The organism is Lentilactobacillus rapi DSM 19907 = JCM 15042 (assembly GCF_001436255.1).
In the GTDB taxonomy this organism is placed as follows: Bacteria; Bacillota; Bacilli; order Lactobacillales; family Lactobacillaceae; genus Lentilactobacillus; species Lentilactobacillus rapi.
This window is the reverse complement of the sequence record NZ_AZEI01000076.1, coordinates 78,902-103,804: the sequence shown is the minus strand read 5'-3', so window position 1 is coordinate 103,804 and position 24,903 is coordinate 78,902. Positions and strand designations below refer to the sequence as shown.

General features: G+C 40.4%; 27 protein-coding genes, 1 tRNA gene and 1 other annotated feature. Of the genes, 5 read left to right on the top strand and 23 right to left on the bottom strand.

All coding sequences use genetic code 11. The features are described from left to right. Positions 1-246: 246 nt before the first annotated feature. Positions 247-320 (top strand) — tRNA-Arg (locus FD12_RS08650). 69 nt (positions 321-389) lie between these two features. On the opposite strand, the gene FD12_RS08645 is transcribed toward FD12_RS08650, so the two are convergent. The 7 genes from FD12_RS08645 to FD12_RS08615 form a co-directional block, all read right to left on the bottom strand. Continuing rightward, positions 390-929: a dUTPase gene (locus FD12_RS08645; protein WP_056982671.1), complete on the bottom strand. Its 540-nt coding sequence runs from the start codon at positions 927-929 to the stop codon at positions 390-392. A gap of 14 nt (positions 930-943) precedes the next feature. Next, a complete protein-coding gene (locus FD12_RS08640; protein ID WP_056982669.1) occupies positions 944-1,873 on the bottom strand; it encodes a hypothetical protein in 930 nt (309 codons plus the stop codon). After that, complete coding sequence (locus FD12_RS08635) at positions 1,866-2,747, bottom strand: hypothetical protein (protein ID WP_054746669.1); 882 nt, start codon at positions 2,745-2,747, stop codon at positions 1,866-1,868. The genes FD12_RS08640 and FD12_RS08635 overlap by 8 nt, the downstream gene beginning before the upstream one ends. 206 nt (positions 2,748-2,953) lie before the next feature. Next, positions 2,954-4,297, bottom strand: coding sequence for a type I glutamate--ammonia ligase (gene glnA, locus FD12_RS08630; RefSeq protein WP_056982667.1), 1,344 nt, complete (start codon positions 4,295-4,297; stop codon positions 2,954-2,956). 16 nt (positions 4,298-4,313) lie between these two features. Beyond that, positions 4,314-4,715, bottom strand: coding sequence for a MerR family transcriptional regulator (locus FD12_RS08625; protein WP_054746670.1), 402 nt, complete (start codon positions 4,713-4,715; stop codon positions 4,314-4,316). Positions 4,716-4,800: 85 nt separating this feature from the next. Next, positions 4,801-5,724 (bottom strand): tRNA (adenosine(37)-N6)-dimethylallyltransferase MiaA, encoded by a 924-nt coding sequence (gene miaA, locus FD12_RS08620; RefSeq protein ID WP_056982666.1) that lies wholly within the window; start codon positions 5,722-5,724, stop codon positions 4,801-4,803. Position 5,725: 1 nt separating this feature from the next. Then, positions 5,726-6,466: a glycerophosphodiester phosphodiesterase gene (locus tag FD12_RS08615; RefSeq protein ID WP_056982664.1), complete on the bottom strand. Its 741-nt coding sequence runs from the start codon at positions 6,464-6,466 to the stop codon at positions 5,726-5,728. A gap of 100 nt (positions 6,467-6,566) precedes the next feature. Between FD12_RS08615 and FD12_RS13650 the strand changes: the two genes are divergently transcribed. Next, a complete protein-coding gene (locus FD12_RS13650) occupies positions 6,567-6,743 on the top strand; it encodes a DUF3042 family protein (RefSeq protein WP_082622226.1) in 177 nt (58 codons plus the stop codon). Between the two features lie 134 nt (positions 6,744-6,877). Here FD12_RS13650 and FD12_RS08610 read toward each other — a convergent pair whose 3' ends face one another. The 7 genes from FD12_RS08610 to FD12_RS08585 all read right to left on the bottom strand — a co-directional run bounded on the left by FD12_RS08610 (position 6,878) and on the right by FD12_RS08585 (position 12,205). Next, a complete protein-coding gene (locus tag FD12_RS08610; RefSeq protein ID WP_054746671.1) occupies positions 6,878-7,303 on the bottom strand; it encodes a rhodanese-like domain-containing protein in 426 nt (141 codons plus the stop codon). Between the two features lie 46 nt (positions 7,304-7,349). Then, positions 7,350-8,309, bottom strand: a complete 960-nt coding sequence (locus FD12_RS08605) for an ROK family glucokinase (RefSeq protein ID WP_054746672.1) — start codon at positions 8,307-8,309, stop codon at positions 7,350-7,352. After that, positions 8,284-8,523 carry a YqgQ family protein gene (locus tag FD12_RS08600; RefSeq protein WP_056982662.1) on the bottom strand — a complete coding sequence of 80 codons (240 nt, stop codon included), beginning with the start codon at positions 8,521-8,523 and terminating at the stop codon, positions 8,284-8,286. The genes FD12_RS08605 and FD12_RS08600 overlap by 26 nt, the downstream gene beginning before the upstream one ends. A 43-nt stretch (positions 8,524-8,566) precedes the next feature. Beyond that, positions 8,567-9,229, bottom strand: a complete 663-nt coding sequence (locus tag FD12_RS08595; RefSeq protein ID WP_054746673.1) for a rhomboid family intramembrane serine protease — start codon at positions 9,227-9,229, stop codon at positions 8,567-8,569. Between the two features lie 24 nt (positions 9,230-9,253). Then, positions 9,254-9,808, bottom strand: coding sequence for a 5-formyltetrahydrofolate cyclo-ligase (locus FD12_RS08590; protein ID WP_056982660.1), 555 nt, complete (start codon positions 9,806-9,808; stop codon positions 9,254-9,256). 76 nt (positions 9,809-9,884) lie between these two features. Then, a complete protein-coding gene (gene rpmG, locus FD12_RS13645; RefSeq protein ID WP_081467884.1) occupies positions 9,885-10,034 on the bottom strand; it encodes a 50S ribosomal protein L33 in 150 nt (49 codons plus the stop codon). Positions 10,035-10,150: 116 nt separating this feature from the next. Further along, positions 10,151-12,205 (bottom strand): peptidoglycan D,D-transpeptidase FtsI family protein, encoded by a 2,055-nt coding sequence (locus tag FD12_RS08585; protein ID WP_054746674.1) that lies wholly within the window; start codon positions 12,203-12,205, stop codon positions 10,151-10,153. Between the two features lie 130 nt (positions 12,206-12,335). On the opposite strand from FD12_RS08585, the gene FD12_RS08580 reads away from it, so the two are divergent. Then, positions 12,336-15,020, top strand: coding sequence for a YfhO family protein (locus FD12_RS08580; RefSeq protein ID WP_056982659.1), 2,685 nt, complete (start codon positions 12,336-12,338; stop codon positions 15,018-15,020). Between the two features lie 79 nt (positions 15,021-15,099). Here the strand turns inward: FD12_RS08580 and FD12_RS08575 are convergent, their stop codons facing one another. From FD12_RS08575 to FD12_RS08535, 9 genes are all read right to left on the bottom strand, one after another. After that, a complete protein-coding gene (locus tag FD12_RS08575) occupies positions 15,100-15,411 on the bottom strand; it encodes a HesB/YadR/YfhF family protein (RefSeq protein ID WP_054746675.1) in 312 nt (103 codons plus the stop codon). A gap of 173 nt (positions 15,412-15,584) precedes the next feature. Beyond that, positions 15,585-16,061: a transcription elongation factor GreA gene (greA, locus tag FD12_RS08570; RefSeq protein WP_056982657.1), complete on the bottom strand. Its 477-nt coding sequence runs from the start codon at positions 16,059-16,061 to the stop codon at positions 15,585-15,587. A 20-nt stretch (positions 16,062-16,081) separates the two neighbouring features. Next, complete coding sequence (gene udk, locus FD12_RS08565; RefSeq protein WP_054746676.1) at positions 16,082-16,756, bottom strand: uridine kinase; 675 nt, start codon at positions 16,754-16,756, stop codon at positions 16,082-16,084. Positions 16,757-16,780: 24 nt separating this feature from the next. Beyond that, positions 16,781-17,908 (bottom strand): endolytic transglycosylase MltG, encoded by a 1,128-nt coding sequence (mltG, locus tag FD12_RS08560; protein ID WP_054746677.1) that lies wholly within the window; start codon positions 17,906-17,908, stop codon positions 16,781-16,783. A gap of 44 nt (positions 17,909-17,952) precedes the next feature. Continuing rightward, positions 17,953-20,364, bottom strand: a complete 2,412-nt coding sequence (gene pheT / locus FD12_RS08555) for a phenylalanine--tRNA ligase subunit beta (RefSeq protein ID WP_056982655.1) — start codon at positions 20,362-20,364, stop codon at positions 17,953-17,955. Between the two features lie 4 nt (positions 20,365-20,368). Then, positions 20,369-21,418 carry a phenylalanine--tRNA ligase subunit alpha gene (pheS, locus tag FD12_RS08550; RefSeq protein WP_056982652.1) on the bottom strand — a complete coding sequence of 350 codons (1,050 nt, stop codon included), beginning with the start codon at positions 21,416-21,418 and terminating at the stop codon, positions 20,369-20,371. A 47-nt stretch (positions 21,419-21,465) separates the two neighbouring features. Then, positions 21,466-21,689: a binding site (T-box leader), on the bottom strand. A gap of 37 nt (positions 21,690-21,726) precedes the next feature. Then, complete coding sequence (locus FD12_RS08545) at positions 21,727-22,077, bottom strand: winged helix-turn-helix transcriptional regulator (protein ID WP_054746678.1); 351 nt, start codon at positions 22,075-22,077, stop codon at positions 21,727-21,729. 27 nt (positions 22,078-22,104) lie between these two features. Further along, complete coding sequence (locus FD12_RS08540; RefSeq protein WP_056982650.1) at positions 22,105-22,611, bottom strand: HD domain-containing protein; 507 nt, start codon at positions 22,609-22,611, stop codon at positions 22,105-22,107. A gap of 71 nt (positions 22,612-22,682) precedes the next feature. Next, entirely contained in the window at positions 22,683-23,450 is a 768-nt protein-coding gene (locus tag FD12_RS08535) for a TrmH family RNA methyltransferase (RefSeq protein WP_056982648.1), read from the bottom strand. A 56-nt stretch (positions 23,451-23,506) separates the two neighbouring features. Here FD12_RS08535 and FD12_RS08530 point away from each other — a divergent pair, with 56 nt between their 5' ends. Together FD12_RS08530 and yidC are read left to right on the top strand one after the other, a co-directional pair. Beyond that, entirely contained in the window at positions 23,507-23,779 is a 273-nt protein-coding gene (locus FD12_RS08530; RefSeq protein WP_186825923.1) for an acylphosphatase, read from the top strand. A 70-nt stretch (positions 23,780-23,849) separates the two neighbouring features. Further along, positions 23,850-24,893, top strand: a complete 1,044-nt coding sequence (yidC, locus tag FD12_RS08525; protein WP_056982645.1) for a membrane protein insertase YidC — start codon at positions 23,850-23,852, stop codon at positions 24,891-24,893. Positions 24,894-24,903 lie beyond the last annotated feature (10 nt).

The window sequence follows — 24,903 nt, the reverse complement described above, 5'->3', positions numbered from 1 at the left end:
AATGAAAATCAGCACAATAAATATGACAAATCCCACAACTTCCACCTCCTAATAGTGATAGCAATCCTTTGCTATAAATCCATTATTAGGCTATTAGGGGATTGGCATCAAATTATTAGCCCACAACACATCTTAATTTAATAAAAATTCAAGATTCTTAAGAAAATCGTAATTATTATCCAAAACATTTATCTATTAAACATTGACTCCCCCTTCAATATCTCATATAATTATTAGTGTTGATTTGTCGCAATAGCTCAGCTGGATAGAGCAACGGTCTTCTAAACCGTAGGTCGAGAGTTCGAATCTCTCTTGCGACATCTTTAATATGAAAAAGCCTTGTTGGTCCGCTTTTAGGGTGGTCCAATAAGGCTTTTTTAGTGTTAAAATTAATAATTATTATCTTGGCGTTTTTCGTTAATCTGGTTCTTATCCTTAAAAGCAGTTTCGATTTCAGTCTCCGAATACCCAAAATCAACTAAACCAAATTTCAAGAATAGCCGCCATGAATGATTAAAACTATCACCGCTATGATTAAAGTAAGCATCAAACAACATCCGTTTCATTGCGAGATATTGTTTGTCCAAACTATCTTCCTTCTTTAAAGATTCAATCTTTGGTAAATCTTTCTCAGAATTGAGTACAAAGTGGTTCCAGTTCTTTAGATTTGAAATTAACAGATAAAAATCTAAAGCGTCCACGTATTCATATAGTAACGTTTCTCTGGGCGTTTTATCAGGATCGCTTTTGCCACGATGAATCTTCCAAACTTTAAACCACTCCGAGGTATTGGCCATCTCTGATAATTCAACATCCAAAGCCACAAACGCATTTTTGATTCGGGCTTCGTTTGCCCAATGAAGCTGTTTTTTATCCTCAATTTGCCGATTTAAGAATACGGATGCTGAAATAAGCGCTTGTAAATCCATTTAATCATTAACTCCTATCCAAATACAAACTGATTTGAGAGAATTTCCAACTGTTTTTTGTTATCAAGGTACCACTCCTGAATGAATGGGTAATCAAGTAAAAGATAAAGCCAACTTTCTTTTTGGTCTGCATCATAAATAGCAGCCCCCCATTTTGGCCGATCAGAATTGCCTGAATTATAAACCTTGAGTTGGGTGCCCTCATTCAACGTTAACGATGCGCCGCCATTTTGATCAGCCATCAAGATGAATTTGTTATCGGCTGACTTAACAAACAACTCATCCATAATTGCTTCCGGAATTTCACCAGCAGCAAATTCATAAAATTCACCATTGACGCCATCCAAGACGTTGAAATCGATTTTAAAGCCAAAGCTCTCTTTGAGGATTTCGGCAACTTTTAGCAAAACTTCCAGTGCTGCCTTCAAATCGCTGACAGCTATTCCCTCTAAATCAACCACAAAGTAATCAATTAGCGCAGAACCATGGAACATCAATTCTTTTGTCTTCAAATTCAAATAGAATAGTGGTCGATTGTAGTCTGTCGGCCCAAAGAAAAAGCCAGTGGGGTTCTTACTCGATTTTGTGAAAGTGAAAGTATTGTCACTTAGAGAGGCAAATTTGCATAACAACTTTTGAACGTGTTCAGCATTACTAATGGTTAACCCCTTGGATCCGGCTAAACTCAAAATCCGTTCCAAAAAGACCAGCTGAACGTCGGCATCAGAAAATTGATGAGGAAAAACAACAAAGTCAGAATTAAGTTGATAATTAGTCAATTCAACTGCTGCAGCTAACAAATCATTCTGATCAGATGTATTGTTTAACCGATTAAAGGCATCAACGTACTTTGCCCCATTATTGAGGCCATTTTTAATTGAATCACTGTAGTGTTTGAGCAACTCGTTAGTAGTCAAAACTTTCTTTTCAGTTTCCTTACTCACCGTCGCTCACCTGCGATTCTTCTGCCAAATTCTGAATGTACTTGGCATATAAATTCCGATTATTTTCGTTGAAAGCATCAAAACTGCCAAAGGAAGCTCTGATATTTTGCTTTTCAAGATTCAAGATTGTTTCTTCCTTTGATAATGCGAGAATTTTATTCTCATTTGCTTTAATTTTCGGCCGACTGTTTGATGCTTGCTCATCAATATTAGTCAATTCCAGCAATGCATCGCTTAATTGCTGGTGTTCTTCTTTGACCTTACCGGCTTCCCAAGGCATTGGCGACTTTTCCTCATTTTCCTTGAGTTGTTTTCGAATTTCTTCTTTGCGTCGATCGCGTTTATCCTGGTCCTCAATGAGCTGAGTTAATTTTTCATTTTCTTCACCAAGTTGTCTCATCTCAGCGTCGTTTACGCGACTATTCTCTAATTCCAATTGGAAAGATTTAGCCAAAATCTGATATTCTTCTTCAGAAAAATTGAACCGCACATTAATTGGATCCAAATCACCAAACATGCGGTGATCCCACCAATTTCCAAAGTAGATATGAAACTTACCCAATTCATACTCATGATAATAAAAGAATGGGTAAGCTTTTCCTAAATAATCAATCAATTTGTTGCTCAAATGATGACTCAATTGCGCATTTAAATCGGCTGCCAGACTAAAATGATCAGGTTTTGCTTCTGATAAAGTCTCCCCATTAGCCTCAGTGGCATATCGATTAGGATCGATCAACTCATAAACTTTAAGGTCGTCACCCTTTGTAATTGACTCATTAAGGTCGTTCAAATAGTCCATCTTCTGCTTTAAAGCCGAAGACAAAATGGTATCATTTTGACTGAATTGATCTTCTTCAGTTTTTCTGTCCATATTATTGCCTCATTTTCCCCTTATTTATACACTTAATGTTATCTGAAAACCGCTGATAAATAAAGGGTTAATCGCCTGATTCTTCAATGTTTTGTCAATTTAGACACTTTTTAGCCGAAATCAAGATAAAAAGCTTTCATTCAGCAACCCAAAACTGGGTTACAGAAATGAAAGCTTTTTAATTTGATACTTGCAACTAATTTTGATTAATACTTCTCAAGATATTGATCACGTTCCCAGCCAGATACTTGGGTACGATATGAATCGTATTCCAAATTCTTAGCTTCAATGAAACTGTGATATAGATGTTCGCCCAAAGCCTGCTTCATAACTTCGTCAGCAGACAGGTCCTTCAATGCATTGTGAAGGGTATCAGGTAAGTTGGTAATGTGGCTTTGTTGACGTTCCTGAGCATCCATTCGATAAATGTTACGATCGATACTGTTTTCAGGTTCGACCTTATTTTTGAGACCATCAAGACCGGCTTCTAGGACACATGCAATGGCAAGATATGGGTTGGCAGTTGGATCAACGCTTCGAAGTTCCAAACGAGTTGAATTTCCACGAGCACTTGGAATTCGGATTAATGGTGAACGGTTTGAACCGGACCAAGCAACATAAACGGGTGCTTCATAGCCAGGAACTAAACGCTTGTATGAGTTAACGATTGGGTTACATACAGCGGTAAATGAACGGGCATGCTTCAACAATCCGCCAAGGAAGTAATAAGCTTCTTGAGAAATCTCTAATTCGCCATCCTTATCGTAGAAAGTATTGCCTTTGTCGCTAAACAATGACATGTTCAAATGCATTCCTGAACCATTGATTCCGCTTAGAGGTTTTGGCATGAAGGTTGCATATAAGCCATACTTACGAGCAACTGTCTTAACAACCAGCTTGAATGTTTGAATGTTATCAGCGGCAGTTAACGCATCTGCATACTTGAAATCAATTTCATGTTGTCCAGGGGCAACCTCATGATGGGCAGCTTCAACATCGAAGCCCATTTCTTCAAGCGTTAATACAATTTCACGACGGCAATTTTCACCAAGATCCATTGGTGCCATATCGAAGTAACTTCCCTTATCGTTTAGGTGTAAGGTTGGTTCACCATTTTCACCCATCTTAAATAAGAAAAATTCTGGTTCAGGCCCAATGTTAAATGAAGTAAATCCTGCCTTCTTCATATCGCCAAGAACCCGGATGAGGTTGTTTCGAGGATCTGCCGCATAGGGTTCGCCATTTGGACGATAAACTTGACAAATAACCCGAGCAATCTTGCCACGATCAGTACTCCATGGGAAGATCATCCAAGTTGAGAGATCTGGGTACAAGTACATATCACTTTCTTCAATTCGAACGAATCCTTCGATTGAAGAACCATCAAACATTAATTTGTTATCAAGTAATTTATCCAACTGAGTTATTGGAACTTCAACATTTTTGATTGTGCCAAACAGATCCGTAAACATCAAACGTAAAAATTTGACGTCTTCATCTTTTACCATCTTGCGAATATCATCTTTTGTATAATCGTGTCTAGTTGCCATCTATATAACGCTCCCATCAGTGATTTAGTTTATTCAAATTATTCGGATCATCAAATGACGAAGAAGGCGGCTTCAATCCACCAATGTTTAGAAATTCATCTTGGAGAATCTTTCTCACATCACTGTCAGTGAGTCCCTTCTCTAAGTTTCGCTTCCGCTCATCTTCCAACTGGGATTGCTTTTTGTAGACCTCTTTAATACCTGAGATATTTAAGCCGTCATCCAAGTAATCCTTAATCTCTAGTAGCCGGTCAACGTCATTGAGCGAATACATCCTTCGGTTACCCTCGTTTCTGAGGGGCTTAATCAAATCTTGCTGCTCATAATATCGTATTTGTCTTGCCGTCAAGTCAGTTAACTTCATCACAGTTCCAATCGGCAGAACTGACATTGAACGCCGTAATTCCTTCTCTCGCATTGTTCACCTCCTAAATCTTGTAACCATAATACCATTCCTAAAACCAATGTCAATAGCGAATGTTATATTTTATGACATCAGTTGGCTAAATCTTCTTCCGTAACCATTTATCAATGTCTAAAATCAATTGGTCCTTATCGTCAGGATGTTCAATCACGTTATACCAAGCGGGGTGCGTTTTATTTCTAAACCAGGTGAGTTGACGTTTTGCGTAATGGCGAGAATCTTTCTTAACAAGCTCGACGGCGTCTTCAAGTGAGCGGGTGCCAGCAAAGTAGTCATAGAACTCGTGATAGCCGATCCCTTTGCCAGCTTGAAGTTCAGTCCCACCATTGTTAAATAAATACCTTGCTTCATCTATTAACCCCGACTTCATCATGATGTCAACACGTTGGTTGATTCTTTGATATAGCAGCTTGCGATCGGTATTAAGCCCAACAACGAACGAATCAAACGGCTGTGGATTATTCGTCTGATCAGAAAATAGATGATCCGTTTTTCTGTAAACTTCAAGTGCCCTGATGACTCGCCGAACGTTATTTGCAGAAATTTGGGCAGCGGCTTTAGGGTCAACTGAAGCAAGCCGATTATGTAAAGCCATGTTACCTTCCGTATCAGCAATTTGGTACAACTTCTTCCGTAGGCCATCGTCTGTGTATTGATCTCCGCCCAATTCCAAGCCGTCCAGCAACGCTTGCAAATAAAAGCCGGTGCCACCGACAATGATTGGCAAATGCCCCCGGCTGGTAATCTGAGCGATTTGCTCGGTCGCATCGTGAATAAAGTCAGCGACCGAATATCGTTCAGTGATGTCGCGAATATTAATTAAATGATGAGGCACTCCTTGTTTTTCACTGTCAGTAATCTTAGCGGTTCCAATATCCAACTTTCGGTAAACCTGCATAGAATCGCCAGAAATGACTTCACCGTTAAAATTTTGAGCAACTTTAATTGACATGGCAGTTTTACCAACTGCGGTCGGCCCAACGATTGCCAGAACTTTTTTCATTTTACTCACCCCGCATTTCCTTGCGTAATTGGACGGCTCTTGCTAGATAATCCGTGATAATGGCCGCCATGTTGCGCTCAAAGCAGTATTGCATATCCTCCGTTGAATTAACCGTCCAAGGGCGGAGATGTTTAGCAGCTGCGAAGAATGGGTGTCTTTTAAGCCAGCGAATATCTGGATGAAAATCCTCAATCAGCCGATTCTTTTTAAGTGCTTTGGCTTGTTTGGCAGCCGTTTTGAATAGTTTTGCCCGGTAAGCTTGGGGATCGATGTTGTTCAGAATTTCCAATGATTGCGCATTGAAACTGGAATAAATTAGCTGAAAAGGATAATCTAATGCTGAAAAATATTCATAAACCGCTTGTTCAATGCCTGGATATTGAATTTTGTTGGTTTTCAATTCAAGGTTAAAAATACCTTGAAAGTTGTTTTGAATGAGTAGTTCAACAACTTCTTGTAAAGTGGGGATTCTCGTCCCTTTAAATTCATCGGAAAATCGGATCCCCGCGTCAAGGTGTTTTAATTCTGACAGATTTTTTTCATGGATTAGTCCGTGTCCATTAGTGGTTCGATCCACCGTTTCATCATGCATGATGATCAATTGACGGTCCTTGGAAAAATGGACATCAGTTTCAATTCCATCACAACCGTCGTCAATTGCAGCTTGAAATGCTACCAATGTATTTTCAGGCCGAGTTCCTTTACTACCGCGATGGGCAATTATTTTGGTATCAATTTTCATAACAACCTCCAATAATCCGTACAATAATTAATCAATTAACTAGAATTCTGAACCCAAATAACGCATAATGAAAGTATCAAGTTGCATTGGAGGGTTTGAAATGAAACATTTTACAAGTGGTCTCATAGTTGGTGTCATTGGAACTGTCACCGCAGGTCTAGCTGCATTAATGACTTTTAAAAAAGCGGTGGTCGATCCCATTGAGGATGAAGAAAGTAAGTTTGAAGAGAACCGTCGTAAGGCACTTCGTAAGAGCCGCGCCGCTCACCACGGTTAATCTAAAGTACATGGTTGCCTAAATGCGATTGACATTCTAAAACATTTTGAAATGAGGCTGGAACAAAACGATTGTTTTGCTGCCAGCCTCATTTAGTATATTCAACCACATTTGCATCAGAACCCACAACTCAGTTAAATATTATTTTTCTTTTCCTTACCGTTCCAATTTTGGTAACCGGTTTTCAGAATATAAATTTCTCGGTAACCCTTTTTACTTAAGAACAAGGCAGCCCTTTTACTCATAGTTTTGCCCTGATCATACAAGTAAACGGGTAAATCAGACCGGATTTGACCATAAAAATTTCGAATCGTTGAAAACGGCACGTTACGGGCACCTAAAATGTGACCATCCTTAAAGCTTTTAGACTCACGTAGGTCAATCACTTGTGCTTTTCTCATGCCCTTTTGAAATTCATCGTTGGATAAATATGTAGCCGCTTTTTTCACTCGTGCATTTTGATAAAGTGTATAGCCCAGCCACACACCTAAAATAATAATCAAAATAATCGACATCACGATATTTGGATTAACTGCTCCTACTATCACTTGTAATACCATCCCTTTACCTTTACTTTATTGTTAATGCCAACTGAGACGAAACCGACTATTGTGGGAGTGCCAATGAAGCAGCACCAATCACCCCGGCATCATTACCAAGTTGTGCTAGTTTTAGTTTAGTTGAATCTCGGACTGATGGAAAGGCATTTTCTTGGAAATAACGAGTAGTTGGCTGCAATAAGGTGTTGCCAGCGTTAGATACACCACCACCGATAATGATATTTTCTGGATTTAAGATGTTCCCAATATCTGACAATGCCAACCCAAGATATGAACAAACTTTGTCAACGATTTGGTTTGCCAAAATATCACCATTATCAGCGAGATAAAAGACCATTTTGGAAGTTAATCCTTCATCACTATCAATTAATTCAATGATTCGTGACTGACCAGTGAATTGCTTGGCTAAATCTTTCGCCAGTCGAACGACACCAGTTGCTGAAGCGTATTGCTCCAAGCAGCCTCGTTTGCCACAGGTACAAAGATAGCCGCCAGGTTGAACAGTAATATGACCAATTTCACCGGCGCCGCCATTAATCCCATGAACAAGGTGGCCATTTGTAACGACTCCGCCACCAACACCAGTTCCTAGTGTGACAAAGACAACATCTTTTGCTTTATAACCTGCGCCTTTCCAGAACTCGCCCAAAGCGGCGCTGTTAGCGTCATTATCGATGAAAACTGGCAATTGAAGGTTAGCAGAAATTGTGGCGCCAACCGGTTGCACAATTTTCCAGCCTAAGTTGTAAGCACCGACAACGGTTCCCTTTTCACGATCAACAGCTCCGGGAGTGCCCATTCCAATTCCTAAGAAGTCGTTAGAGTTGTAATCGTCTTTGCGCATTTGATTTGCAATAGATTGAACAATATTTGGAACGATATTACTACCTGCATTACTAATATCAGTTGGGATTCGCCACTTTGTTAAAATATTTCCAGATTGGTCAATGAATGCAAATTTCGTAGTGGTCCCGCCCAAATCAATTCCGATCAGTTTCTTTGCCAATGTTATTACCCCTACTTTCCTTTTTTTCTTCGACACGATGTTCTCGATTTAATATCAACTTAGCTTGAATAAATTCCTTATGCGTGATTAATTGAGCATCATGAAGATGATCCAATTCCAACGCCATGACCTCAATGTCCCAAAGTCGCTTGCCAACATAGACATAAATATCAAACTTTTTGAGTAACTGTTGAACATCATATAGCGTTTTCATTATCTCACATCCCAATTAAAATTTCTTTCAAATTTGAAAAATATTAAAGATTTCCCTGCATTCCTAGAATGAAGAGGCCAACTGAAATGACAACCAGCATCACGCCAGCAATTCCCCGTTTGACTGGGCTCACTTTCGCAAAGCCCACGCCAACAACATATGCTACCAAGAATCCACCGACTAAGCCACCGATATGACCGGCAATGTCAATTCCCTGGACAAATAAGTCAGTCCCAATGTTCAAGACAATAAACAGCAAAAATGTTTTTGCCATCGATGTAATGACAGGATTCTTGGAGAAGCTTTCTCCGAGCATCATAAAAGCACCAAAGAGGCCAAAAATTGCCGTGCTGGCACCTGCCGATAATCCATAACTAAACGTGAAGCTGGCAAGGTTGCCAACAATTCCAGACACCAGAAAAATCAATAGGAATCGCCAATGACCGAATAATTGTTCAACATACTCGCCGATAAAATATAACGTGATGCCATTCATTAGAATGTGGGTAAAACCGATGTGAATAAACATCGGGGTAATCAGTCGCCAATATTCCCCGGCACGAATGGCGGGATTATATTTGGCGCCAAATTCAACCAACGTATTTGGATTAGTAGTGCCGCCCACTGCAGTCATCACTAGGAACACAACAACCATGATTGCGAGCAACCCATACGTGACAAACGGCTTATCTTTTAGTCTGCTCATTGTATCTCCTTGCATGAAAAAAGTTTAATAAATAATTTTATCAACTAAGATATCGTGAGGTTCTACCGGCCATTTTGGTCGTTCATATAGTTGTGGCGGCAATGCCAATGAGATACTCTTGCCAACGAAATCAGCAAGGTATCGATCATAGAAGCCCCCTCCAAATCCCACTCGATAATGATTCTTGGAAAACGCTAACCCCGGAACAATTAAAGCATCAATGTCTGTTTTGTCAATAATTTCTCCACCCTCGGGTTCACGGGTTCCAAAGGGCGTTTGAGACAGATGCGTATCTTCCTCAAGTAACACAAATTCCATTTGTCGATGAGGTAAAGTTCGTGGAACGACAACTTGTTTATCATTTTGTAGTGAATGTTTGATGATTGGTGATGTGTCCAACTCCCCTGGCATACTAAGCGTAATGCCAATTATCTGACTGTTTAAATAATCAGGATCGGTATAGAGCCGAGATTCTAAGTTAGTAATGAATTCAGCTGCATCTTCACGTTGAAAGAATTCATTAATTTTTTTCGCTTGAATTTTTCTCAGTTGTGGCTTGCTTAAATTTTGTTCACTCACGGTATCACCAACATTTCTTTTTGCTTAATTAATTATTGCGTGAATATAAAAAAGGTTTGGGTTATTTACCCAAGCCTTATTTGGTTTCTCGATGTAATGTCACTTTACGATCACGTGGACAATACTTTTTAAGCTCCAAACGGTCGGGATTATTACGACGGTTCTTGCTAGATAAGTAAGTACGTTCGTGGCATTCTGTACATTCCAAAGTAATGTGTACTCGCATGGAATACTACCTCCAAACTTTTTATTAATACAGCTACTCTATTAGCCTTAACTTAAAACATTTTATCATCAATCTTGTAAAATTACTAGGATTAAATCAATAAATGTTAAGTGTTTTTACTTAACAGTTGAAGTTGATTGAACATCCTTCCAATAAGCAGCATAAATTCTCTTCGCTAACTGCATGTTGTTACTCTCAGCATTTACCCCTAAATTAGGCATTGCGAGGGCGACCACAACCTGTGGATGAGTTGACGGCGCGTAGGAAGCCAAACTCAAAGTAACTGTTTCGTTGCCATCATAGAAAGTCTGAGCGGTACCAGTTTTAGCGGAAATCTCGGGTTTGATCGTATCAAGTTCGCCACCAGTCTTGTACGTGTTGGTTCCGTGAACCACATCATACAACCCTTTCTTAACGACGGCTCGTTGTGATTGGGTCATGTCGATATGATTCAAAACATCTGGCATAACGGTGGCCTTGATTTGGCCAAGCTTACCATCCTTTGTGGTTCCTCTGATTGATTGAACAACGTGGGGAGCAATTCGATAACCACCATTGGCGACCGTTGAAATATATTGGGCAACCTGCATGGTTGTATAAGCATCATAGTTACCAAATGCTAAATCCAATGCACTCCCAATGTGAGACTTGCCACTCTTACCTTTAAGCCCTGTTGATTCACCGGGAATATCGATTCCTGTATCAACTCCCAGGCCAAACTGGTTGAAGTATCCTCGCATGGTATTAAACACGTTCGGACTCATGGTCAACGCACCACCCTCAACATAATTAAAGTGGCCTTCCTTCATAGCCAACTGCATCATATAAGAGTTTGAAGATACTTCAAGCGCGCCACTGGCATCCACGGCAATGTTTGCATTACCGCTATGATTAAACCATGAAGATTTTTTAACCCCGCCAGTGGTAATCGGTTGATCGGTTAAGGTGCTGTTAGTTGGTGTAATGACACCATCCATAAGGGCACCAGAAACCATGGCTCCTTTGACAACTGACCCCATTACAATTGAACTGTTGATTGTTCCCAGAATGTTATCAGTGATCTTAGAGGTTTTAGGATTCCGGTTAACCCCACCCATTCCGATGATGGCCCCGTTATTGGGGTTCATGACAACCGCGTAAGTTCCGGTTGAGTTGCCGCCAGCGCCAGACTCTGCAGAACGAACCAAGGATTGAAGATCCTTTTGGAATTTGGCGTTAATGGTTAATTGAAGGTTGTCACCTTTTTGACCACCGTACTTTTTAATTTCTTTCTTAATCTGGTTATCACTGTTTAAAACGATCTGGGTCTGAGATTTAGTCCCACGAAGAACAGGCTCGTATTGCCGTTCCAAGTAACTTTGGCCGACACTATCGTTACGTGAGTAGCCTTGAGCAAGCAATTCATTCACGCGATCACTAGGTAACCCAGTCTTTTCATTAGATACCGTCCCGGTAATTCCTTGAATCGACTGACCATTTGGATAATTTCGGCTCCAACTGGTTCCGACGTTTACACCAGGCATATCTGCAAGATGTTCACCAACTTCAGCAACTTCTCTCTGAGTGACCCCACTGTCCTTGATATTGACAGTTGATAATTGATAAGCACCACTCATTTTTGCGAAGATTGTGGCTGCCACTTTGGTTGCATGGCTAAAAGTGTCAGGATTCATCTTTTCGACGTAACTGACAGCCTTGTCATACATTGCGTCTTCACTATCTCCGGAAGAAATTCCAGGCGCTTTCTTTTCAACAGCCGATAGTCTATTTGCGTCCGACAAATAGTAGTCAGCAAGCTGGCGCTTCGTTAAGCTGGACGTTGAAACCGTGATATAGTCAGCTAAACGATTGGCTGTCCGGTAGAGATCGGTTGTCAGATCATTAACGCCTTTTGTATACACAATGGCTTGATGAGCTGAATTACCAACTAAAATATGGCCAGTGGAATCATAAATCATTCCCCGTTGAACATTGCCATTGACAACAGACGTGTCGGATCGATTCACTTCCGCCTTAAATTTAGCGCCATACATGACCTGCAGATAGGCCAGTTGAGTTAATAATGCAACAAACAAGATACCAACAATAATGAAGATAATATTAATTCGAAAGGGCAGTGATGCTGCCTTACCCTTTTTTATTCTTTTGTTTCTTTTCTTAAAAATTTTCACGATATTTACTCCTTGCCATGGAATCAATTCTATCAAATTTTTACCGTAAAAACTAGAACCGTTCCCCATTCTTTAATTAATTATGATATTCTAAACAATGATATTTATTTTTTAGAAAAGGACGTTGTATATGAAAGTCAAAAAGACAAAACGATTCATTATTTACGCCATGTGTTTTTTGGTGCCCCTCGCAATTGCAACCTGTTACTTCATTTATCGCCGTTTTGCGCCGTTTGGCAATTCATCGATAATGACGGTTGATATGGGCCAACAGTACATTGATTTCTTTGCCCACTACCGAGACACCCTCTTACATAACCCAAGTGGTTTTATTTATTCCTTCGCCAATGCATTGGGCGGTGGGATGATCGGGACTTGGAGTTATTACTTAATGAGTCCTTTGAACTTGCTAATCTTGCTGTTCCCACTTTCAAAGTTGCCCAGCGTGATCGCAATCATCACCTTGCTCAAATATGCGCTCAGTGGCTTAAGCTTTGGGTATTTCTTGATTCAATCCAAGAAATACGTTAGCTGGTCAGTGGTTGGCTTTTCAACCGCCTACGCACTGATGGGCTGGATGATCGCTAACCAATTCAACACATTGTGGATTGATGCCGCGATTATTCTACCAATTATTTTCTTAGGGTTTCAGAGACTCCTTCATGACAAATCAAGTGTGCTTTACGTTGTTGCATTGACGGTCATGTTTATCATTAATTACTACATGGGCTGGATGATCGCTTTATTCCTAACCGCTTATATGGTTATTTACGGCATTGCCAAGGCTTATCCGGTCGATACCAGTCAATACCTTCACATCATTATTAAGTGGATTAAGGCGTCAGTTTTGAGTGCAATGTTAACGGCCTGGCTGCTCATTCCCACTTTCTTCTCGCTGCTTGCCGGAAAAACTCATTATACCAGAAACCAATTCCAAATTCGCTTTGAATACAATCCGCTTGACATGCTTGGTAAATTTTTCAACGGTTCCGTTGATTTCAAACAGTTGCCAAGTGGAACCGCGAATATTTTTGTAGGTAGTATCGTTGTCATTTTATTTGTTTATTACTTCTTTATTTCAAGTATCAAGAAAAACGTCCGCTTTGCCAACCTTGGACTGACCGCGTTTATGATCCTGTCCATGGTTTTCCAACCGCTTGATCTGCTGTGGCACGGCTGGCAGCTGCCAGTTTGGTACACATTTAGATTCTCATATCTCTTCTCATTCTTGATGATTGTAACTGCCTTTAGCGCCTTCCTGCATATCTTAAAGGAAGGCCTTGATTCCAAACGGTTCTCAATCGCGATGGGACTTATCGTCCTGGGAGTCGCTTACGTCGGCATCTTCAAAAAGCACTTCGAATATCTGCACTCAGACAACTTTATCTGGGGATGTGTTTTCCTGGTTATCAGTGCGGGTGTCATTATTGCCTGTGCCATTTATAAACAAAGCCTATTGTTAGCCGTTGCCGTTTTCGTCGTGATGGCTGGTGAAGCAGGTCTTAACATGGTCACTTCGCTCAACAATTTAGATTATTTAAAGAGTACTGATTTTACAACCTATACCAAGATGCTTCGTAAGGAAGTTAACCAAGTTAAACAAAAGGATAAGAGCTTCTACCGGATTGGCACAACTTTTGCCCGGACCAAGAACGATGCATTCGCTGCTGACTTTAACGGCGGTTCAATCTTTTCTTCAACCCTTGAGGCCAACACTTCTCAATTCTTTAAACACATTGGTCAACCAAACGGGGATTCCTTCGTTCTTTATTCAAACGGAACGATGTTTACTGATTCGTTGCTGGGAATGAAGTATTATATGAATCAACAAATTCCCGAAAACAATCCAAACAAGAAGCAACAAAAAGAACCCGTGCCAGCACTTACCAGAAAACCTGATTTAACCAGTTATGAACTCCTTTCACAGGACAAGTTAATTGGAACCTACAAGAACCCATACGCATTACCACTTGGATTCTTAGCACCAAAGAGCGGCATGAATAATAACAAAATTGCTTCTGATCCAATCGAATATCAAAATGAACTGGCTAACCGTTTAGATCCAAATATTAAGAGCCTCTACCAACCAGCCAATTACTCACATATTCGTTACAACAATATTTACAAGATTTCTAAATTGAACAACGCAATCTTGAAGAAGAAAAATATGATGGAACTTTCATACATCATCTTGACTGTCCCTGTTCAAGCCAACACCTCTTATTACATGACACTTGGGACCAACTTTAATAAGGGTCAAATTTCAATCTCAGTCGATGGCCAAAATCAAACGCAGTTTACCCCTTCTGAACGAACAATTATTGCCAATATTGGTAACGAACAAGTTGCCGGTAACATTAATATCCAGATTTTTGTGAACGCAAGTAGTACAATGCTACGGGATGTTCGATTGTACAAAGTCCACAATAGCAAAATTGCACAATTTTCAAATGACATGAAGGCTAATCCCTTCAAGATTAACAAATGGAATGAACGTTCAATGAGTGGAACGGTTAATGTGAAGTCTAATAATCAAGCATTAACAACCACAATTCCTTATTCAAAAGGTTGGCATGCAACCGTTGATGGGAAAGCTGTCACCCCTAAGATGTGGGAGAACATGTTCCTGTATGTTCCGATGACAAAAGGCCATCATACTGTGAAGCTTAGTTTCTGGCCGGAAGGATTAACGGCCGGTCTCATCATTGGATTAATCGGTTGGGTCTTTATCGGATTTGAATTTTACCGCAACCGTTCCAAGAAGAAAAAAGCTTTAACACATTCAGAAGTAACTGAAGCTCAAGATCAAGATTAGAATCAATTAAACAGCAAAAAGTGCCAGTGGCCTTGGAGACAATTACGTCTTCAAGGCCACTGGCACTTTTATGAGTTAATTAAAGTTCACCATTCGCTTCGTAGGTGTAAACGACATTTTCTGGATCCTTTTTTGGATCAAAATCAACTTTTAAGTCATACCCCTTAAAGAACCAACGGTCATCTTCGTCAACAAAATAGTTGATGCCATCTTTATTGGTTTTTGTGTACACTTTTTCGGGATCATCATCCCTCGTTAATGCTAACGAAAAACCATCATGAACTGGCGTTTTTCCGTATACCTTCCCGTAAAAACGAACGCCATTTCCGTTTCCCAGTCCCATTTCTTGTTGGAACCATTTACTGGCTGAATCCGTAACCTCAATCTTCATTTTAAGTCACACTCCTAATCAAATTCGAAATCACCACGCTTTTAGTATATCATCGTCATTGAATTTCACAAACTTTTTGAATGGCGTGATTGGGTTGCAAAAAAGCTTGAGCAAGGATTATATTGCTCAAGCTTTTTTAACTATTGATTTACTTTGTGAAATAAAAGGTTAATCTACTCAACCTTCAAAATTTTCACTTTCATATTCCCTGCTGGAATTTGGATGACTACTTCTTCATTAAGTTTATGCCCAAGCAGTCCCTTGGCAATTGGTGAATCGTTTGAAATCTTGCCAGACATTGGGTCAGCTTCGGCAGCACCAACGATTTGATAAGTTTCGGGCTCTTCATCGGGTAATTCTTTGAAAGTGACATGCTTACCAACCGTCACCTCATCTTTTTCACTGGCATTGGAGTCAATGATTTGGGCATATTGTAGCATATGCTCAATCGTATTAATCCGGCTTTCCAACATACTTTGTTCGTCTTTAGCAGACTCATATTCAGAATTTTCGGACAAATCCCCGTAACTCCGAGCAATCTTGATTCGTTCGACCACTTTTGGTCGTTGATTTACTTTCAGGTCTTCCAACTCTGCTTTGAGCTTGTCACGGCCCTCTTCAGTCATTGGATATGATTCTTGTTCAGCCATTAGTATTCTCCTTTGATCGATTAAATTGTAGAATCGATATTATTGTTAATTTGTTTGTTACCACGTTTCATTAAAATAGACCGAATCTTCGTTGTCAAGAGATCAATGGCAACTTGGTTCTCGCCACCCTCCGGAACAATGATATCAGCATAGCGCTTCGTTGGTTCGACAAATTGATGATACATTGGTTTAACAGTTGTCAAATACTGGTTGATCACACTATCTAATGATCGACCACGTTCTTTGGTATCACGTTCAATCCGTCTAATCAGTCGAATATCATCATCTGTATCAACGAAGACTTTAATATCCATTAAATCACGTAATCGCTGATCGTCAAGTAGCAAAATGCCTTCAAGAATAATGACTTCTCGAGGATCTTGATGAATCGTCTGATCACTTCTGGTAAACAGATTGTAATCATACACGGGCTTTTCAATCGGTTGATAGTGCAATAACTGAGTTAGCTGCTTAACCAACAAATCATAATCAAATGAATTGGGATGATCATAATTCACTTGTTTTCTTTCAGCCATCGTCATATTAGATTGATCGTTATAGTAAGAATCCAACTGTAAAATCATGATTGAATAGTTTGAAAGTTGGTCAAAAATCTTTCGGCTAACAGTTGTTTTACCACTACCCGAGCCACCGGTTACGCCGATGACGACCGGTCGTTTATCTGGAGTCGTCATTAAATAATATCCCTTTCAATTACGTTAATCGTCTTTCTTACTTGGTGAGTGCTTGGCAATTTGCTCCTGATGTTGAGCATAGGTCTTTGAATAATAAACTTTTTGCGTTTTGGTGTTGGCAAAGAAGTATAAGTAATCCTTTGATCGGTCCAGTGGATGCAACACAGCACTGATGGAACTGATACTTGGACTATCAAACGGTCCCGGACCAAAGCCAGCATTCACATAAAGGTTATAGGGTGAATCAACTTGTAGATCTTTTGCAGTTAATGTCTTATTATTTTTGTGGATTGCATACAGAACGGAAATATCCGACTGAATTGGCATATTAATCTGAATTCGGTTTAAGAATACGCCCGCCATCTTTCGTCGATCGGTCTGGTTGACGCCTTCACGTTCAATTAAAGATGCCAACGTCATAAATTCTTGAAGCGTCATTTTGGACTTCTTGATCTTTGGATAGTATGGCATCAACACTTGGTTGGTTTTGGCAACCATTTGCTCAACTAATGCTTTGAGTGATGTGTTCTTCTTAACCTCATAAGTTGCAGGATACAAATACCCTTCTAAGCGGTAACGAACGCCCTCAGATTTCATCGCAGATGCCAGCAACTGAGGATAACGTTTAGCCAACTGGCGAATAAAGGTCTTATCCTTCATCAGTGAAATGAAATCATGTTCTGAGAAATCAGTTGTGGCAGCGACTTGCTTGGCAATTTGATCAATATTCAATCCTTCACGGACTAACAATTTCCCTTTCGTACTTTGGATTGGTTGATCAGTTCCACCTTGCTGCAATCTGACCGCAATCTTTTTCAAACTCATGGCCGGAGTCAGTTGGTAATAGCCGGCCCGGAAATTAGCCATGTTGTTTGATTTGACATAATAATCAAAAACCATGCCACTTTTGACAATTTTATTATTTTGCAAAATAGACCCAATTTGTTTGTTGGATGCCCCAAGTGGAATATGGACCTGCTTGACAGCTGTATCCTGAGCATTTAGTGGTTGTAATGCCTCTTGGAAAAAATGATAACCCATAAATCCAATTGTAACGGCTAAGATAACAATTAACGTAATGACGGAAATAATGATCCTGCGCCCAAGGCTTCGATTGGGCTTTGGAGTTCGTTGATTTGAGTTATTGCTCATCGGAAGCTCCTCCTTCTACATACCTCTTCATTATAAGTTCGAAACTACCTAATTTCCGCATTTAAGTCAGCTGTTAATCGTTTTTTAATCTTTTCAAAGGCTGCATTGACCACTTCGTCTTTGAGCGTTTCGCGAGGGTTGACATATGTTAATGAGTAAGCCATTGACTTCTTGCCATCCGGAACGTTTTTGCCTTCGTAAACGTCAAATAACCGAATTGCCGAGAGATAAGAGCCGCCACGTTTATTCATAACAGCCACAATTTCATCGTTGGTTGTTTCCCTATCAACAATCATTGAAATATCTCGTTTAACTGAAGGATATTTGGCAATTGGTTGATATTGATCGTCATTCTTTGGTAAATCGATTAAGGCCTGCATGTTCAATTCAAAGGCATAGGTTTCTTTGATCTTAAACTTTTTGGCGATTTGGGGATGAATTTGACCCACAAAACCCACATTATGGCCATGGATTGAAATGTTGGCTGTTCTGCCGGGATGCATCTCCGGATATTGATCAGTCGCACTATATGCAATTTCGCCTTTAATCCCAAGGTTTACGATAAACTGATTGACCATGCCCTTCATTAAGTAAAAGTCAGCTGGTTTGACGTGATTATTCCAAGCAGGATCGGTGAGGTTACCCGTAATGACCCCAGCAACATGTTCAACTTCTTCAGGTCTAATTTGGTCAGCAGAATCTTTGTAAAATACCCGACCAGTTTCGTAAAGAGAAACGTCGTCTACTTTGTGGGCGTGATTGTATGCAACGTCATCCAGCAAGCCTGATAACAGATTCATTCTTAACGTTGTGTGGTCCTGAGTCATTGGCCAAAGCAACTTGGTTGGTTCAGAATCGCGCATCAAAAACATTTTTGCTTTGGCATCAGTCGTTAATGAATATGAGATGGCCTGGGTAAGCCCAATTCCTTCCAGAATCTGGCGAGAAGCACGCTGTAGACGTTGGGTAGGTGTTAAAACACCAATGGTCTGGCGACCAGTGGGTAATGTGACTGGCAGGTTATCATAGCCATAAATTCTAGCAACTTCCTCAAATAAGTCTGCATCAATATGAATATCCCATCTGCGGGCAGGTACCGTCACAGCCAGCGTATCTCCGTGTTCAACGCTTGGAAATTCAAGTCGGTCAAAGATGCTCTTGATTTCTTCAAGCTTCAGTGAAGTCCCAAGAACGTGATTGGTTCGCTCAGCCGTGATTGAAATAACCGGTAATTCTGGATGATATTCGCTTGCAGTCACAATTCCCTGGGCGATCCTACCGCCTGCTAACTGTTTAATCATGCTTACGGCTTCGTTTAAGGCATCCTCAACGCCATCTGGGTTAATTCCCCTTTCAAATCGTTGCGATGCCTCTGAATGCAATACATGCCTCTGGGCAGTCTTGCGAATATGGAAAGAATCAAAAATAGCCGATTCAATGACAACATTTTGCGTCTCATCATCAATTTGGGTGTTAAACCCACCCATTACACCTGCTAAGGCAATCGGATGATCATTGTCTGAAATGACCATGTCATCTGGGGATAATTCATGCTCATCTTCATCCAGAGTAACCAATTTTTCACCTTTTTTAGCATTACGGACCACAATGTCGCCATCAATTTTATCCTTATCAAATGAATGCAGTGGCTGTCCATATTTCAACAAAATATAATTAGTCACATCAACAACGTTATTAATTGGTCGAATGCCAGCGTTCCATAAGGTAATTTGAAGCCAAGTTGGACTTGGGGCAATTTTGACGCCTTCGACAACTCGCAATTTGTAAGTCTTAGCCAAACTGGCATCTGCGGTGGCCTTGATTTCAGTGTTAACATCTAACGACTGATCTTCTTCTACACTCGGTTTTTTGATCTCTGGCTTCTGATCGTAGATTGCAGCCAGGTCATGAACGGTTCCAATGATGCTTAACATGTCACCGCGGTTTGGAGTCACATCCAAGTCAATGATTGGATCATCCATTCCAAGATAATGATAAATCGGCTCGCCAACTGGGACATCATCATCAAATACATAAATTCCGTCCGCCCATTCCTTTGGAACAACATCCTTTGAAAAACCAATCTCATCGAGCGCGCAAATCATTCCTTCTGATTCAACGCCCCGCATCTTTGAACGTTTGATCTTGACGTTACCGCCAATGCGAGAATTAGGCAAAGCCACGATGACCTTTTGACCAGCATCCACGTTGGGAGCGCCACAGACGATTTGGAGCGGCTCATCTTCACCCACATCAACTGAACAAATGTGCAAATGGTCGGATTCTGGGTGCTTCTTCATCGACAAAATGTGGCCAACCACTAACTTTTTGAGACCGTCTTCTGCAACGGTCACTGAATCAACCTCAACGGCAGTTCGTTCGATCTTTTCAGCTAAGTCCTTGGCAGGCATATTAAGATCTAAGTACTGTTTTAACCATTTATAAGATACTTTCATTATGTTAATTACCCCTCTTGCTGAATTGATTTAAGAAGCGGACATCATTCAAATAAAAGTCTCGGATATCGTCCACACCATATTTAAGCATTGCAAATCGATCGGGGCCGACACCAAATGCGAATCCACCGTATACATCTGAATCTACGCCAGCCATTTTCAAGACATTTGGATGGACCATTCCGGCACCTAAAACTTCGATCCAGCCTGTGTGCTTGCAAACGTCACAACCTTTACCCATACAGTTGAAACAGGTGACATCAACTTCAACTGAAGGTTCAGTAAATGGGAAGTAGCTTGGCCGCAAACGGATATCAAATTTATCACCAAAGATATTCTGCGCCATGGTAATCAAAGTACCTTTGAGATCAGCCATTGTAATATGTTCATCGATAACCAACCCTTCAACTTGATGGAATTGATGAGAATGGGTCGGATCATCCGTATCTCGACGATAGACAATCCCGGGGGAGATCATCTTCAAAGGCCCCTTTGAAAAATCATGTTTCTCAAGAGCTCTAGCTTGCATTGGTGAAGTTTGCGTCCGCATTAAGATTTCCTTACTCAAATAAAAAGTATCCTGCATATCCCTTGCTGGATGATTTTTAGGTAAGTTCATCATTTCAAAGTTATACTTATCCTCTTCAACTTCGGGGCCAGTCAAAACTTCGTAGCCCATTCCCAAAAAGAGATCGACAATTTGGTCGATAATTTGTTGAATCACGTGTGGTTGACCTTGAGCAACCGGCTTACCAGGCAGCGTTACATCAATTTTTTCAGCAGCCAATTGTTTGTTTAGCTGAATAGTCTCCAACTGGTCACGGTGCTGGGCAACAGCTTCAGAAATCGCGTCCCGAATTTTATTTGCATAACTACCAACTTCTGGACGTTCTTCTGGAGTCAATTCCTTGATCCCGCGTAAAGCGGCGGTAATTGGGCCTTTCTTACCAAGTAGATGAACCCTGATTTCATTTAATGTTTTTAAATCATCGGTCTGGCCAATGTCAGCCAGCCCTTTTTCTTTAATCTCGGACAATTTATCCCGTAAAGACATAGTATCCCTCCAAAGTTTATTTTTAAGCACAAAAAAAGCCTCGCCCACAAAGGGACGAAGCAACGCGGTACCACCCTAATTTGCCATTCAAACAGAATGACACACTTAATATATCTTTAACGGTGACTACCGGAAATTTTTCGTTATTAAATGATAACTCCCAATTTCAGCTCGAAAAATGAATTCGTGAAATAACTTTACTCTGTTCACACCAACCACAGAGTCTCTGGATAAAGCCATCACCTACTACTTTTTTCTCAAACACATTACGTTAATGAATAATAAGCTAAAATAAAAAAATGGTCAAGCTACTTTTTCAAGCCTGCATACCATTTTTCAGACCAAGAATGAATTGAATGCATAATTGGTGCCAATTCTTCTCCTTGTTCAGTCAACGAATATTCAATTAAGGATGATTCCGGATACTCATGACGGTCAATAATACCATCTTGTTCCAGTTCTCTTAAACGTTCAACCAGAACACGATCACTGCACTTTGGAATTTGTCTTGCCAGTTCCCGAAAACGCATGGTACCTTCCTGCAAGAGAACATCAATAATTAGACCATTCCATTTCTTCCCAAGAAACGAAAAAGTCTTTTCAAATTTAGGACAAAGATAATAATGAATTTCATCTTCCAATCCAACGGCTTGTTTCATAATATCCCCCCAATCTAATCAAAATGGCTACTTGCTGGTGGAAATGCGATGAACACGATTCTTAAAGTCATCATACTTGACCTTAACGGGGCTCATGAATTCATGAACCGCTTCGTAATCATCTACTAAAGAAACTATAACACTTTCTTCATACTTTGGTCTAGCAAGTGTTAATCCCCACATGTGTTTGAGGATAATATCCTTTTCAATTGGAGAAAGCTTGGTGATCTTTTCGGCGTTCCTTAAGGCAACTCGTGGGTGAACAAATGCATGAGAACCAAGATCAAACTTGGTTGTTCTCCAATCATAGAAGAACAAATCATGAAGGAGTCCTGCCCGCGCAACTGCCCGATAGTCCAAACCACGTCTTTTAGCAATCTTATAACTATCAAAAGACACAGCTAAAGAGTGCTCTAACCTGGTTGAATGATGATGTTGTTTGTAATTTGCTAATTTTTTGACAGTATCATTGGCCAACAAGTCAGCAACTATTGCGCAATACTCGGAATCATTTTTCCATTCATCCTTTTGCATGTAATTCCCCTTTACCTTTTATTAATTGCTATAATACATGGTATTGTAAGAAAGATCAATTAAATTGTTTTTTATTTAAACAAATGAAAAAGCAAAATTCCGGTTGCAACGGCAACATTTAATGACTCTGCTTCACCCTTCATTGGAATATACAAATTTTGATCAGTCCAAGATAATATTTCAGGTGAAACCCCATTGCCTTCATTTCCCATCACTAAACCAAATGTTTGAGTTGGGGTCACATCAGTGTAGGAGACAGCCTGATCATTTAATTCAGTTCCGTATGTCGGCACTTGCTGTTTCTTCAATGCTGCTAACCAATCTAAAAGGTCGCCACTAAAAAGCTGCATATGAAATTGGCTGCCTTGCATTGCCCGGACAACTTTGGGATTATAGATATCAGCGGTTCCGCGGCCAAAGACAACGCCACTTACGCCAGCGGCATCTGCAGTTCTAACCATGGTGCCAATGTTACCTGGATCTTGGATATTATCCAATAACAACCAGGCACCGGTTAAATTATCCGGAATCGATTCATGATAATCTTCAGTTTTCAATACCGCAAAGACTCCCTGAGGCGTTTCCGTTGAAGAAATGTGATTGGCAATTTCTGGGGTAATCAAATACACTGGTACTTTAGTATCATCAAACTCTAATTGATCTAAGAAGTCTTCATCAGTTACCATTAGGGCTAAAATTTCTTTTTGATGGCGAATTGCTTCACCAACAATGTGCCAGCCCTCAATAATGTATTCCCCTGATTTTGTCCGGCCCTTCTTAGCTTGTAATTTTTTCCATTCTTTAACTCTGTTATTTTGATTTGAAGTAATTTTTTCCATAATTTTCTCCTATTTTATAAAACAAATTTTGGGTGGTGCTAAATGTGAACGATCATATGAAATCTGTGAAAATGACTGTATTTGGACGAGTTCAAGGTGTCGGCTTTCGGTGGTCCACAATCCGGCTTGCCCAATCTCTTGCCATTTCGGGCTGGGTCAAAAATCAGATTGATGGCTCCGTTGAAGTAGTTGCAACTGGGTCAGAATCTGACCTCAACAAATTTATCAGCCAGATCAAAAAATCACCGACTCCCTATGCAAAAATTAATCACGTCGATATCAATTATATAACCAATTTTGATTATAAGGGGTTTGATGTGAAATATTAAATTGAAATGTCAGTCATAATCGAGTAACATTACTCTTGTTTATGTACTAAATTAAGAAAGGTCTTACCAAATGAAAAAACTCAAGCACTTATCGACCCTTGGACTTTTAGCTAGTTTGGCTGTTCTATTGAGCGGCTGCGTGCAAACAACTAAATCTGGAAAGCCTTATGGGATCGTCTATGATTATCTAGCTCGACCAGCGCAATCGGTCATGGAAGCAATCGCCCAAATTGTCGGCAGTTATGGCTGGGCAATTATCGCTTTGACCGTGATTGTCCGAATGTTCCTGTTACCGATTATGATTCGCCAGCTTAAGGCTTCTACCATCCAGCAGGAAAAAATGCAGTTGATCAGACCGCAGATGGCCGAAATCCAGAAGCGGCAAAAAGCGGCTAAGACCCAAGAAGAACAGGCTGCAGTCAGTCAGGCAATGATGGCACTATACAAGAAGAACGGTATTTCAATGACCGGTGGAATTGGTTGTTTGCCACTGCTAATTCAAATGCCCATCTTCTCCGCACTTTACTTTGCGATTCGATACTCACCTGAACTATCTCACACTGTTTTCATGGGCATTCGACTCGGGCAATCCAGTTTACTATTAGCAATCCTTTCATTCCTATCGTACTTATTACAAGGATATATTGCAATGCTGGGTACTCCGAAGGCTCAAAAGAAGCAAATGGGCATGATGATGTTAATGAGTCCAGTGATGATCTTGTTCTTCACCATGAACGCTCCAGCCGGTCTTGGAATTTACTTCTTTATTGGTGGGTTGTTTGCTTGCTTGCAAACATTGATCATCAATTTATATCGACCAAGGATTCGCAAAAATATTGCCAAAGAAATGGAAGGCCGCCAAAAAGTCACGGTCGAAGACTTATTACCAAAAGCTGCGCCGGAACCCCAGACGCCTTCTGAAGTTCAAACCGAACACAATCGTAATCGTCAACGAAACTCAGGTAAGCAGCGTAATGCCGACAAACAGCGGATTAGACAGCATCAACCTCAATCTTCTGTTCCAAAGAGCAATGCCTCTAAACCGTCCAACAGCAACCAGCGGAACACTGGTAAGCAACGGAATGCCGGCAAACAGCAACGGCATCATAAGTAATCATCCACAA